Raw genomic sequence first — 13,503 nt, 5'->3', positions numbered from 1 at the left:
TTTAATCCAACACCACGTTAGCAGCGATGGCGATTTGATAAACAATTTGGGTGATATCTTTGACTGCCTGTAAGGTCTTGGCATCGATTTTTGGTAACACCAAAATTTGGTCGCCCGGTTTTAATTCCACCCGTGGGCTACTACCCGCCATCCAATGATTGCTGCCATCGCCAACAAAACTTGATAGACCATTGGCGTGAACGATTAAAATGCGCTCATAATTGGCCCGCTCAGTATAACCGCCAGCCCAAGCAACATAATCTTCAATGCTCGCCTGATCGTTGAACACCACCGATTGCGGCATGAGGACTTCACCGCCGATATGGACTAAATCGGATTTCTGCGGAATAACAATTTCGTCGCCCTGCTCCAGCAAAATATTAGCGATTTTGCCGTGTTCAGAGACAATTACTTTACCAAGCGGTTGGATCTGCTTGGCGCGCCTCACAAAATCGGTAACTAATGCCGCTTCTTGGGCGCGAATTGAGCCCTCACCTGTTGACTGAACCGGCGCGGTATAGACACTTCGCTCTAACCGGTCGAGCGATTGATCAATCATCTCTTTTTGTTTTTGGGCAACGCTCTGGCGAAGTACATAAATGTTCTTGAAGTCGGTCAGAACAGGATCAATTTCGATGTGGCTTAACAAGTCATAGAGGCGAGTTTGTTTGCGCACGGTGTAATACGACGGGCCTAGGTGACTACCAGAGACCTGCACATCGTAGATTTCAGGGTCCCAATCATCATTAAACATCAGCCGATCGCCGTCGCTTAATTGGAATTGAGCAAACTCCTGATATGGGATATACACCGAAAAAGGGCCATCGTTGCGAGTGCCAATCACCCCAACATGAGAAATCTTTGCCAAAGGTCTGGCGTAAGTGGCTAGCTCTTGGCCTGAAGCAAATTCATTGGCAAATTCAAAACGGAACGGATTACGAGCGCCTTCCACCACCGTGACCGTTGCCCCTTGTGCTTCAACCAAAATCACGTCTTTGTCTTTAAAGGTGAAGCCAGGCAATTGGCCGTTGCGCATAAAGTCGTATAAATCAAAGCGAACCACCGCTTTGCCGTTGCGTAAAACTTTAATGTGTCGGTAACTACCGCGATCGGCATCAATACCACCGGCGCGTTTAAGGAAGTAAAGAATGCTATCCGAGGCCATACCGGCATATTGACCAGGGCGCACGACAGGACCAGCAAGATAAACACTGACTGGGGTTGCCGTCAGCAAATTGACATAGACCTGAACGTTCTTTTGATAAATTCGTTTTATTTGCTGAGTGACTAAAGCGTTGACTTGGCTGGCTCTGGTGTTGGCAACCATTATTGGGCCAATATTAGGGATAAAGATATTGCCTTGATTATCGACCGTGACAATTTGTGAAAAGTTGACCGCTCCCCACATCCAAATATTGATTTTGTCACCGGCAGCAATTAGGTAATCATCGTTTAAACCATCGATGCGTTCACTTTCGTAACCACCAGCAAACAGGTTAGCACCGTATGGCGCGGGAACGCCGAGTTCCGATGGCGGCAGCAGCATTTCAATACGTTGCTCACCGGGCAACATGACACCTTGCCTTGCAGAATTTTGGTACTGGCCTTGCTGAAGCGTTTGGTTGGTTGTCACCTGTTGATTGAGGTCTTGGTTAAGCAGGCCATTAGTGAAGTTAGCTTGCGGACCTTGCAACCCAGTTTGAGATGAATTGCCTTGTTCTCGTTGCTGTTGTTGCAAAGTGGCAATCTGGTCGGGGGTTAACGTTTGGGCTTGCAATGGGCCTACCACGATAAGCAGCAGGGTTGCTAACAACGCTTGAGAGCGATACGGGCGCATAGTCGGCTTCCTATTGAGTATCGGTGGCTTCAACGGGCATCAGACTTGGTGTGAGAAACCAGCCTTGAGCATTTTTACAAGCTGCTGTTTTATAGGGCTTAAATTGAGGGGCGTTAACCAGTAACTTTTTACACTCTAAGCCAAGTGCTGACTGATAGCCGCTAAGTACAGTCAGGTCTCCGATTTGCCGCACGACCACATCACCAGGAGTCGCAACATCCATTTGCGATGAGACTTGGGGACTTAAGTAATCAGCATCAAAAGTTGCATCAGAGGAGAGTAACGGTACTGAAGCCGAAACTTCTGGCGGAGGGCTGGCACAGCCGCTTAAGGCAAAACCTATAGCTATACAGCCGATAGAAACAAGCTTGTTCATGAGGAATATCTTTCGTATCAATCCGTTGTCTAAAAGCTCGTCGTCGAGCATAGTAACAGCTGGACTGACGCCACTTTAATTGGGTGACGACTATAACGCGTCAATATAAGAGGAAACAAGGGATAGCTTAACTGAACTCAGTTTGGCGACGTCGATTTAAGAGGCCAGCCAAAAAAGTGAGAAATTTGTGTTGACGGATGCGGCCGTGGATGAGTACTGCATAACAACCGAAGCACGCTAAAAATGCACCAAACATTAGAGGCTCAGGCATACCCGCTTTTTGGCCCAAAACCCCTATGACTGCAAATAGTAACGATGAACTCATAACCAACAACAGGATTTGCTTACGAGTAAACCCAGCTCGCATTAACACATGGTGTAAGTGCTCTTTATCAGCATTAAAAATTGGGCTGCGTTTGTATATTCGACGCGCAGTCACCGTTGCTAGATCCATCAGAGGAATGGCCGTTAGCCAGAGCGCGGTAACAGGATTAAAGGCTACCTGTTCACCTTGAGAGCCACTGATCATCAGGAACACGACACTCAAACCAAGAAACATACTACCTGCATCACCGAGGAAAATCTTGGTTAAGTTTTTACTGCCAGGGACGCCTATGTTGTAAACCAGAAACGGCACAATAGCACTAGCAATGATTAGCGACACGAGGCATTGATACGGCATGGCACTGTTCATCATTAACAAGCCTGCTGACATCAAAGGGACTATGCTCACGCAACCGAGCAACCCGTCCATTCCATCAAGCATATTAAAAGCGTTAATAACGGCCAAAACAGCAAACACCGTTAACAAGAATGCGGCAGATGGGTTTAGCGTGATATCGCCAAAACCAAACAAGTCGCCGAGAGAAGACAAATGGGTTTGAGCGCCAACCACGATAAGAAATGAAACAATTGTTTGTCCGACTAAACGCGCTCTCACACTGAGTTCGTATTTGTCATCCAAGATACCAACGAAGACTACGAAGGAAGAGGCGAGGAGGTAGAACTTCATTATGTCAACGGAAGCGCCCAGCCAGAAAATGCAGCCAACAGCAGTACTGATAAATACAGCGATACCGCCTGCCAATGGCACATCGCCAACGTGGTGCTTACGGGTATTATTTGGGCGGTCGACCAAACCAAGCTTAACAGCAAGTGGCGTGACGAACTCTATGATAACGAACGTGGTAAAAGCTGTAAGTAAAAGTACTTGCAGCAACAAAACCCAATCTACTTGCATTCCTAAACCCTTTGATGCCTCAACAAGATGCCAACTACTCAAACAGCATTTTGATTACATCCAACCACCTTCAGTACATTGAAATCAGATCTTAGTACTGGATTGTTCGCAACAACTCAGTGGTAGCGATATCCTTTATCTTCTGATGCATTCCATGCTCATTCACAAACACGCCCCTCGTAATTCACTGGTTTACAGTGGGGTCATTTCTGTGATTTCCGTCCCAAATCATCGTCTCTCAACGCCAATATGTCAAACTAAAATCCAAAATTAAGCGTTAAAAGCGAGTTTTTCTTGATGTCACTGAAACAGAAATTAATGCGATCTTATTCAACATCCCACCTTCTAACAAGTCGCTATTTCTGTTATCCGTTCAGCCCATCAATTGAAATCGAGACTGGCTTTCTGTATAACCATGCTCGCGATAATGTGCCTTACGCACGTCATATAACTACAAAAACTGTTTTACTACTACCGAAAACTGGGAATCTATTAACATGAGTCAACTACCTACCAATAAGACCATGTTCGGCCATCCTGCCGGCTTGTTCTTGTTGTTTGGCACCGAGTTGTGGGAGCGATTTAGCTACTATGCCATGCGGGCCATTCTTGTTTTATATCTTGTCGATAAAGCGCATGGTTTAGGCTGGTCTGAAAAAGACGCGCTCAGCCTTTACGGCACATTTACTATGTTTGTTTACCTGACACCACTAATTGGTGGCTGGTTGGCCGACAACTTCTTAGGGCAGCGTAAAGCCATTTTGATTGGTGGTGCGCTAATGGCAGCCGGTCAGTTCACTTTGGCTGCGCCGCATGCTTGGGTTCCGGGCGCAGAAGTCACCGTGTTTTACATTGGTTTGGCCTTACTCGTTGCTGGTAACGGCCTGTTTAAGCCAAACATTTCAACCATGGTTGGCGACCTGTATGAAGAAGGCGATCACCGCCGCGACGGTGCATTTACCATCTTCTACATGGGTATTAACGTTGGTGCGTTCCTGTCAGGCATCGTCGTTGGTAGTGTCGTAGCTGCGGCTGGCGGTAGCTGGCAAGCTGGTTTTGCTTGCGCCGGTGCTGGTATGGTGCTGTCATTGATTATTCAACTGACCTTCGCCCGCAAGCTCCTCGGAGACATTGGTACCGTTCCTGCTGCCACGCTCTCTAAGCAACAGCAAACTGAAGAGCGCAAAGCGCCGCTGACTAAAGAAGAATTTGATCGTATTAAGGTCATTTTCATTCTTGGTGTTTTCACCATTATCTTCTGGGCTGGCTTTGAACAGGCTGGCGGTTTGATGAACATCTATGCCGATCGCTTTACAGATCGTCACTTGGGGTCATTTGAAGTACCAACCACTTGGTTCCAATCACTTAACCCATTCTTCATCGTCATATGTGCCCCAATCATCGCTATGATTTGGACTCGTATGGGTGACAAAGAGCCAACGTCTCCGGTCAAATTTGGTATGGGTTTGGTTTTGCTCGCAATCGGTTTTGTGTTCATGATTGGCGCAACAATGCAGCAAGGCGGCGACATCAATGTGAAAACCAGCATGATGTGGCTAGTAGGTGCTTATTTCTTCCATACAATGGGCGAACTTTGCTTATCACCGATTGGCTTGTCGATGGTCACTAAGTTGGCTCCGCTGCGCTTGGCATCACTGTTGATGGGAACCTGGTTCTTCTTTACCGGTTTGGCAAACTATGTTGCTGGCTTCGTTGGCTCATTTATTGGTCACGGTGATGAAGCCAACATGGTAGATAACGCGCTATCAATTTTCGCCGGTATTGCTATCACTGCAACCATTTCAGGCATTATCTTGTTCTTGTTTGCCAATAAGTTAGTTTATTGGATGCACGGCGCTGAAGGTACCAGCCACGATAAGCTTGAAGAAGAGTTAGAAACAGCGGGTCAACATCAATAAGACTGTCGCTATCATCTAACCGCAAAAAGGGCTGCAAGTGCAGCCCTCTTTTACGCCATCCGCGTAAGATCATTAGGAATAGATAAAAGGGGATGTTATGCCGCTATCGCTTAATCAAGTTACCGAGTTACAACGCTATCGCCCGTTAGAGCGCGTTGCGATCCTCAATATCGCCTTGAAGCGCCTTACCCCTCCTGAGAAGGCGAGTCTCAACATCATCAAACTACTATTGTTTGTGCCACCCTTTTTTCTGTTGGCACAACTCGGCCCGTTTTTGGCGTTAGCTGGTGTTATCTTGGTTTTGTTGGCTTTCAGCTTGTTAGCTCGGCCAATACATATTTTGTTCGCAGCGAAACACTGGCCAGAAGCAATTAAAGCCTATGAGAACAGTAAAGCAGATGAGGACGACAACTGAGAAACAGTTAAGAATGGCGGCCGACGACGAGGCTAAACACATCGCCAGCTACTTTGTTGGCCAGTGGCTGCGCTAACACATCGCTGACTTGGACTGGCAGCTTGACAGAACTCGGCTGCTGAGCGATTGCCAATAGCTGTTGTTCCGGAAGATGGCTAAACACTAAAGGTCGCTGTTCATCGACGGAAAACTCATTGCAGTTATAAACCGGCTCGTGAGCAATCGAGTTGTGAAGCGAAGGGCCCGGGTCAGCCAGTGCTTGAGTGGCGGCATCGAACCAAACGTATGGCCCCTTGTCGAATGCTGCGCTAGCCCATTTCATGCGACCATGTTTTGCATCCAGCAAGCCATAGACCAATGACGGCGTCTCTTTTAAGTTCAACGAACTCAAATAATACCGAGCCCATGACATCACTTGTTCAGGGTGTTGCAGCATATTGGCGGAGTCATGATTGAACTCTCGAAGAGCCTCGTTAAAGACAACTTTCAACGCGCCACTGGCAAATGCGGCTTCGACGGGATCATCACCAAAGTCAGCAATGTAAAATGATGTATGTCGCTCTGAGAGCGAAAACACATCAAGAAAATAACGATTGGGAGTGGGTTTAAGTGGCATCCGCCAAGAGATACGGAAACGGCCAATATCAAACTGTTGCTGAGGTAATAAACTAGCTTGGAACAAGCTGGCCATTGCTTGGTCGCGACGCAGCTCTTCGCGGTTATAGCGCAATTCACTGATGGCAATTTCAAGCTCATCTTGCTGGTGTTGTTCGTCGTGGATCAACAACCCCTGTAAGGTGTGAAGCAGAATCGAGGGGTCGGGTAACGGCTTGGTAATAAAGTCTTGGGCGCCATGACGGAGTGCCGACAGGGCACCGGCCATGTTCGCTTCTTGCGCTAATACCACGAATGGTGTTTTCTTATCCGACTTGCGAATTGACTTGAGCAGCTCGACACCTTTGCTGTCGCTAAGGTCAAGCTCGCAAAAAACGGCAATAGGCCGACCGGAGTAAAAACAATCGAGCCCTTCGGCAACTGACTCAGCAAGCTCGACTTGATAACCGTATGCGGAAAAAATCTCAAAACACTGGAGTCGATATGCAGGGTCTGAATCGACTACTAATATTCGACCTAGGTTGATGGGACTGTCGCTCAAACCTTGCTCCGAGTGTTAAGGCAAAATTACATCGAATCGATTTCGTCGAGGTAATCTTCCAAAAATGCATCATCTTCAGGCTCAACGTCCGGCAACTGGCCGTCATACACTTGGTAGCGCACACGTTGGAAATAGCCTTCTTTTACCACCGCATAAGGGTCTAGGCTCGTTTCCAGAAAACTTTCTTGCTCTAGTAGCTGCGCTCTTGCATACAAGCCCTTAAAGGTATTCATCAACAGCTTAGGCCAAAAACCAATCTTCGACAAAGGCCAATAGGAATTATCAACATAGTCGCCGACTTCCTCGCGAACCGATGAGGGTCCCATAACCGGCAACATTAAATAGGCACCGTCACTGACGCCATAGTAACCAAGCACTTCACCGAATTCGTCGAGTTTGCGCTCCATTCCCATGTATTTTGCAACATCGATAACGCCAAGAATGCCAATCGTTGAATTCACCGCAAAGCGACCAACATTATTGGCTGAATCACCACCCTTGCCCTGCAGCAGATTGTTGACGGCCGACGATGGCTCCTCAAAATTGAGAACAAAGTTATTGATGCCCTCGCGAGCAAGCTCGGGCACATATTCAACATAAGCGACGGTCAAAGGCCGAAAAACGTAAGGATCAATAATGTTGAAGTTGAGGTGATAAAACGCCCGGTTCATGTCTTCCAACGGATCACGCGGATCGTAAATCCGATTGGCATAGTAAGCTTCTCGGCGGATCTCTTCGCGCTCTTGTACCTGCGCATTTTCATAGCCCGCATTGGCACTAAATGTTGCCAATAACGCGACCAGCACACTACCCCATCGTAGCGTCGTCATACTTTGTTTCCTTTGACTGTTCTGTTACTGCCCTTGAAGGGTCAAGTTTACCTGAGTCGGTAAATCTTGTTTACGCAATTCACTACCAACGGCCTCAAAAAGTGCGTCGGCGGTGGCTACGTTGGCACCTTTTACGACTCGGGCAACCACTTCAAATGGTTCAACCGCTCCAAGCGAGTAGTTGTCCATCATGGCATCCGCTGAGGTTAATTGCAGTGTCAGCGGCAAGCTCGGCATCGGCATGCGCTTGACTGCCATTGGCATTGGCGGCCCTTGTACAGCACGCGCATAAACGACAAGGAAACTATCCGCAGGGAACTCGATATCTTGGCCTGCAGATACAGTAACATCGATTTTTAGGCCAGATACTTCATCTGCATCGCTGGCCGGCGTTTGCTGTTGTTGCGCCTCCGGCGCTGATGCTGGTTGAGCATGAGGGTTGACGCCATGCTGTTGCGATTTAAGCATTGCCAACGTCTGAGTGATCTGTTGATGACGGGGACTATCGGCCGGAATAATTTCTAACATTCGCTCCCAACTGGCAAATGCTGCAGCGCGGTCACCAGCTTCAAACAAAGTGAATGCTTGCTCACTCAACACATCGAGATCTGTCGGTGATTCAATCAATAGGCGCTGGTAAATGCTTTTGGCGTATTCAAGCTTGGCAGGCTCAGCTGACATTGCTAGTGCCTTGGCATAACTTAAATTTGCCGCTTTATTGCTGGGCTCTAGATGAAGAGCATTAACAAATGCTTCGGTCGCTTCATTTAGACGGCCAAAAGACATTTGAATGCGACCAAACAACAGCCAGCCCATAGCGTCATCGCCTTTGTCATTGAGTTGCGTTCGCAACGCCAGCGCAAACAGTTCCAATTCCTCATTACTGAGCGGATTATCCCCTGGCTGCATCAAGCGCTGAGCTAGCTCAGGCATTTGCACCATACTTTGCTGCCACTGCTCCACCTTGTCTTGATTGCCCATGAACACGTACATGATGACCGCAGCAACAACACCAACACCAAACAATCCCCACATGGGCCAAACTGCACCATTGCCGCTTCGCTCAGCGGTCATTTCTTCGGTGTCGTCAAGCAAGTTGGTTTGCAGTTCCAAATTCAGCTGTTGGAACTCTTGTTCGGTCATTTCTCCGCGTTCAAACTGCTGCTTAATCTCCAGCTGACGTTGTTCAAACACGTGGCGATTGAGCTCCAACTGAGTCAAGCCAACAGCCTTTGCACGTCTGCCAGCGACCAATACAAAGGGCACAGCCATTATGGCTAGAATGAGTAACGCGCCTATCCAAAACAACGTCATGAGTTTGAGTCATCCTTTTTCATTAATTCAGCCAAGCGAGCTTTCTCGGTATCGGTTAATTGGCCGACAGCAGCCTTAGGTGAACGCTTTCTGGCAATCATTACTGCGACACCAATGACCGCAATCAATAAGAACACAAACGGACCAAACCAAAGCACCCAAGTGGATTGTTTGATCGGCGGTTGGTAATGAACAAAGTCACCATAGCGCTGCACCATATAGTCAATAACTTGCTCTTTACTGGCGCCTTGTTGAACCATTTCATAGGTTTTGTCTTTTAAGTCTTTGGCCAATCCAGCATCAGAATCGGAGATGGTTTGGTTTTGACACTTAGGGCAACGTATCTCATTGATAAGCTCACGAAATTGAGCTTCTTTGGCAGCATCCTCAAACGGATAGGCATCAATCGCAGCCTGAACCGATACAGTCCAGCAAACGGCAATCAAGGCGACGCAGAATCGATAGAACTTGATCATCACTATTCTCCTGCCTGGCGATACAAGTCAGCGAGTTTTTCCTGCCAAACTCGAGCATTAACATCGCCGACATGACGATACTGGATGATGCCTTGACGATCGACGATAAAAGTTTCGGGGGCCCCGTAAACTCCCAAGTCGATGGCAAAGGTACCTTCGTAATCCAGAACGTTTAGCACATAGGGATCGCCCAATTGCGCCAACCAACGGCGGGCTTTGGCTGGTTCGTCTTTATAGTTAAGACCAACAATTTTCACCCCCTGAGCGGCAAGCGTGTTGAGAAACTCGTGCTCCGCTCGGCACGTCGGGCACCAAGTTGCCCAAACGTTGAGTAAGTAAGGGCCTTCACCAAAGCTGTCGACATCAGTTTGCTGTTGCGGATTAAGAAGATCCGGCAACTGAAATTCAGGCACCGGCTTACCCACTAGTGCAGACTCAAGTTCCCTCGGATCGGAGAACAACGCGGAATAGAAAAACACCCCGACGGCAATAAAGGCCAACAGCGGTAGCAATAGAAATATACGTTTATTCATCCTGCAACTTCCTGCGCCGTTATTTGGCTTGGTTGACGGCGACGAGCAAGTCGATAGCGACGATCACAGATCGACAATGCTCCACCAAAGGACATCACCAAGGCACCTAACCAAATCCAACGAACAAATGGTTTGTAATGCAATCGTACCGCCCAAGCGTCCCCACCGAGCGGCTCGCCAAGGGCAACGAACAAATCTCTGAACAGGCCGGCATCAATCGCCGCTTCAGTCATCACCGAGCCAGAAGCTAAATACTGACGTTTCTCGGCATGAAGCTGAGCGACTTTTCGATCGCCATCCCACACCGAAAACTCACCGCCAGTGCCTCGATAATTGGGTCCTTGTAACTGGCCGACTTGATCAAAGCGCACCGTGTAACCTGCCAACGGCTGACTGTCACCCGGTTGCATACGAACATCAGTTTCAGTGGTGTAGGTGCTGGTAAGGGCAATACCAATGACGCTAATGGCAAAGCCTAAATGGCCAAACACCATTCCCCAGTGACTGCGAGACATTTTGCCGAGCGCTTTGATTAACGAGTCATTGCCACGTTGGTTAGCCAAAATCTCTTGAATGGTACATATCACCACCCACAACCCCATCACCACTCCAAGTGCGGCATGGAAATGCTCAACATCACCAAATACGGCGTTGAGTAAGATCCCAGCGCTGACACTTAATCCAATGGCAAATAGGAGTTTTTGACGGAGCTGCCCGATTGGCTGGCGACGCCAACGAGCCAGCGGCCCAACCCCCAACAAAAACACAAAAGGTACGATCAAAATGGAGAAAATGAGATTAAAGAACGGCGGTCCAACAGAGATGGTGCCCCAGCCAATTTCTTTGTGAATCAACGGCCAAATAGTACCAACCAGCACCACCAGAGTTGCTGTTACTAACAATAAATTATTGCCCAACAACAGGGTCTCTCGACTCATCAAGTCGTATTGTCCACGGCTCTTAATCGCGGCTCCTTTCCAAGCAAATAGTGCCAGAGAGCCACCAACAACCAAGAACAAGAAGGCAAGAATAAACAAACCGCGACTTGGATCACTGGCAAACGCATGGACCGAGACCAACACCCCGGAGCGGACAAGGAAGGTTCCTAGCAAACTGAGTGAGAACGCTGACAGCGCCAGTAACACAGTCCACAACTTAAACACGCCGCGTTTCTCACAAACCGCCAGAGAGTGAATCAATGCGGTGCCGGCAAGCCACGGCATAAATGAGGCATTTTCAACTGGATCCCAGAACCACCAACCGCCCCAGCCGAGTTCGTAGTAAGCCCACCAACTGCCCAGAGCAATACCAATAGTCAAACTAATCCAAGCAGCTAAAGTCCAAGGACGTGACCAACGCGCCCACGCGGCATCAAGCTGGCCGGACAACAATGCTGCGATAGCAAACGCAAAGGCCACAGCGAAACCAACATAGCCCATGTAGAGCATTGGCGGATGCATGATCAGGCCGATGTCTTGAAGCAAAGGGTTGAGGTCTCGGCCATCGACCGGATAGAACGGCAGCAGGGTCTCAAATGGATTCGATGTAAACTGAATAAACGCCAGAAAACCGACCGAAATCATGCCCATGACGGCAAGCACTCGGGCAATTGCCACCAAAGGTAAAGCGCGACTAAAAATTGATACCGCTGCTTGCCAGCCACAGAGCATCAAAATCCATAGTAGCAGTGAGCCTTCGTGAGCTCCCCAAACGGCGGATACTTTGTAATACCAAGGCAATTTAGAATTGGAGTTTTGGGCGACATAACTGAGGGTAAAATCGTCCTGCACAAAGGCATAGCAAAGCGCAGCAAAAGCAATCGCAACCAACAGAAACTGTAACTGTGCTAATGGTCGTGCCATCTGCATCCAATTCAGCCAACCACGATAGCTACCAACCATCGGAATGATGGCCAACAATACGCCAACAATTAGCGCCAAAATTTGGGCTATATGACCCCATTCAGCAATCATCAGTAAGCGCCTCCAGTTTGTTCGGCGGCTTTGTTACCGACACCATTGGGATGTACCTTACCGACTGCTTCGGCAACATCGGGTGGCATGTATTCTTCATCGTGCTTGGCCAACACCTCGTGAGCTTTAATGGTGGTTGGTCCGGTCAACACGCCATTGGCAACGATCCCCTGACCTTCACGGAATAAATCCGGCAAAATACCGTCGTATTCGATCGTTACCAGCGGGCCTTGATCAAACAGGTCAAAACTAACTTTCAATGAGTTCTGATCACGCCTAACACTGCCTGGCAAAACCATCCCGCCAATGCGGAGGCGCTGGCCGATTTGCGGCTTTACGCCAGTTTCATTCTTACCATTAATGATTTCTGATGGGGTGTAGAACAAATCAATATTCTGCGTCATCGAGAACAGTACAAAGCCAACGGCAACTCCCAACCCAACCAACACAGCTAGAGTTGTCGCTAAACGCTTTTTACGACGAGGATTCATAGTACACGCTCCGTAGTTTTAGAGGTTTTCCGGCGCTGGCGGCGGGCTTCAAATTCTTTGATACCGGCTACTATTTTGCGACGAGTGGACCAACAGTGCCACCATAAAAGCAACAATGCGCCCAGTCCAACGCCATAAGACAACCAGACATAAAAACCATGTTTGCCCATCTGTAAGAACTCAGCAAAACTATCGAAGGCCATTAGTGTTTCCCCTCAAGAACTTGTTTCACCCAAGGACGGTGTCCTTCTTTCATCAGCAAGTCATTGCGCAATCGCATCAAGGTAAAGGCCCCTAAGATGAGGCCGAAAGATACGATATTAATCAACAGCGGCCATAACATGCTGGTATCCATCTTAGGTTTCTCAAATACTGTAATCGTCGCGCCTTGGTGCAATGAGTTCCACCAAACAACCGAATAATGAATGATCGGAACATTAATAACCCCGACCATCGCCAATATTGCCGCTGCCCGAGCGCCGCTGCGCCGGTCTTCATAGGCGTAGTACAGAGCAATGACACCTAAGTATAAAAACAGCAGAATCAATTCCGAGGTCAGGCGCGCATCCCATACCCAGTAGGTGCCCCAAGTCGGTTTGCCCCATACCGCACCGGTAAACAAGGCCAAAAAGGTATAAACGGCACCGACAGGGGCAATCGCTATGACGGTCATATCAGCATGTCGTTGCTGCCACACAGTGCCAATAAATGCCGCAATTGCCATTCCCAAGTAGCCACTCATTGACAGCATTGCCGTTGGCACATGAAGGTAGATAATGCGGAAGCTATCGCCCTGCTGATAATCAGCCGGGGTAAACCCAAGCCCCCAAACAGTACCGATAATGGCACCAACAAATCCAAGCCAACCAAACCAGAACAAAAATTTACCACTCAAACGGTACAAGTTTTCCGATTTTGCGTAGGGATGAAGCCACTTAAACAT

The 13,503-nt window shown here is 48.3% G+C and carries 14 protein-coding genes; 2 read left to right on the top strand and 12 right to left on the bottom strand.

Features of this window, described 5'->3' with window-relative positions:
• Window position 1 precedes the first annotated feature (1 nt).
• From CBE68_RS08770 to CBE68_RS08760, 3 genes are all read right to left on the bottom strand, one after another.
• On the bottom strand, window positions 2-1,837 hold the full coding sequence (locus tag CBE68_RS08770; RefSeq protein WP_087505712.1) for a polysaccharide biosynthesis/export family protein: 1,836 nt from the start codon (window positions 1,835-1,837) through the stop codon (window positions 2-4).
• 10 nt (window positions 1,838-1,847) lie between these two features.
• Complete coding sequence (locus tag CBE68_RS08765; RefSeq protein ID WP_143824519.1) at window positions 1,848-2,264, bottom strand: hypothetical protein; 417 nt, start codon at window positions 2,262-2,264, stop codon at window positions 1,848-1,850.
• Between the two features lie 76 nt (window positions 2,265-2,340).
• On the bottom strand, window positions 2,341-3,453 hold the full coding sequence (locus tag CBE68_RS08760; protein ID WP_087505710.1) for a hypothetical protein: 1,113 nt from the start codon (window positions 3,451-3,453) through the stop codon (window positions 2,341-2,343).
• Window positions 3,454-3,950: 497 nt separating this feature from the next.
• Here CBE68_RS08760 and CBE68_RS08755 point away from each other — a divergent pair, with 497 nt between their 5' ends.
• Window positions 3,951-5,372, top strand: coding sequence for a peptide MFS transporter (locus tag CBE68_RS08755; protein ID WP_087505709.1), 1,422 nt, complete (start codon window positions 3,951-3,953; stop codon window positions 5,370-5,372).
• A gap of 97 nt (window positions 5,373-5,469) precedes the next feature.
• Window positions 5,470-5,787, top strand: a complete 318-nt coding sequence (locus CBE68_RS08750) for a DUF6170 family protein (protein WP_087505708.1) — start codon at window positions 5,470-5,472, stop codon at window positions 5,785-5,787.
• 7 nt (window positions 5,788-5,794) lie between these two features.
• On the opposite strand, the gene CBE68_RS08745 is transcribed toward CBE68_RS08750, so the two are convergent.
• The 9 genes from CBE68_RS08745 to CBE68_RS08705 are packed head-to-tail and all read right to left on the bottom strand — an operon-like array spanning window position 5,795 to window position 13,503.
• Window positions 5,795-6,943, bottom strand: coding sequence for a response regulator (locus CBE68_RS08745; protein WP_087505707.1), 1,149 nt, complete (start codon window positions 6,941-6,943; stop codon window positions 5,795-5,797).
• Between the two features lie 26 nt (window positions 6,944-6,969).
• On the bottom strand, window positions 6,970-7,773 hold the full coding sequence (locus tag CBE68_RS08740) for an MlaA family lipoprotein (RefSeq protein ID WP_087505706.1): 804 nt from the start codon (window positions 7,771-7,773) through the stop codon (window positions 6,970-6,972).
• 24 nt (window positions 7,774-7,797) lie between these two features.
• Window positions 7,798-9,087: a c-type cytochrome biogenesis protein CcmI gene (gene ccmI / locus CBE68_RS08735; RefSeq protein ID WP_087505705.1), complete on the bottom strand. Its 1,290-nt coding sequence runs from the start codon at window positions 9,085-9,087 to the stop codon at window positions 7,798-7,800.
• Window positions 9,084-9,563: a cytochrome c-type biogenesis protein gene (locus CBE68_RS08730; protein WP_087505704.1), complete on the bottom strand. Its 480-nt coding sequence runs from the start codon at window positions 9,561-9,563 to the stop codon at window positions 9,084-9,086. Before CBE68_RS08730 ends, ccmI begins: the two co-directional genes overlap by 4 nt.
• A gap of 2 nt (window positions 9,564-9,565) precedes the next feature.
• On the bottom strand, window positions 9,566-10,096 hold the full coding sequence (locus CBE68_RS08725) for a DsbE family thiol:disulfide interchange protein (protein WP_087505703.1): 531 nt from the start codon (window positions 10,094-10,096) through the stop codon (window positions 9,566-9,568).
• Window positions 10,093-12,069: a heme lyase CcmF/NrfE family subunit gene (locus CBE68_RS08720; RefSeq protein WP_087505702.1), complete on the bottom strand. Its 1,977-nt coding sequence runs from the start codon at window positions 12,067-12,069 to the stop codon at window positions 10,093-10,095. The genes CBE68_RS08725 and CBE68_RS08720 overlap by 4 nt, the downstream gene beginning before the upstream one ends.
• Entirely contained in the window at window positions 12,069-12,560 is a 492-nt protein-coding gene (ccmE, locus tag CBE68_RS08715) for a cytochrome c maturation protein CcmE (protein ID WP_087505701.1), read from the bottom strand. Before ccmE ends, CBE68_RS08720 begins: the two co-directional genes overlap by 1 nt.
• On the bottom strand, window positions 12,557-12,730 hold the full coding sequence (ccmD, locus tag CBE68_RS08710; protein ID WP_229744715.1) for a heme exporter protein CcmD: 174 nt from the start codon (window positions 12,728-12,730) through the stop codon (window positions 12,557-12,559). Before ccmD ends, ccmE begins: the two co-directional genes overlap by 4 nt.
• A 32-nt stretch (window positions 12,731-12,762) precedes the next feature.
• A complete protein-coding gene (locus CBE68_RS08705; RefSeq protein WP_087505699.1) occupies window positions 12,763-13,503 on the bottom strand; it encodes a heme ABC transporter permease in 741 nt (246 codons plus the stop codon).

Origin of the sequence: Neiella marina, assembly GCF_002165625.1 — a bacterium.
Taxonomy (GTDB): Bacteria; Pseudomonadota; Gammaproteobacteria; order Enterobacterales; family Neiellaceae; genus Neiella; species Neiella marina.
The sequence above is the reverse complement of the archived record's forward strand: the minus strand, read 5'-3'. Positions and strand labels throughout refer to the sequence as shown.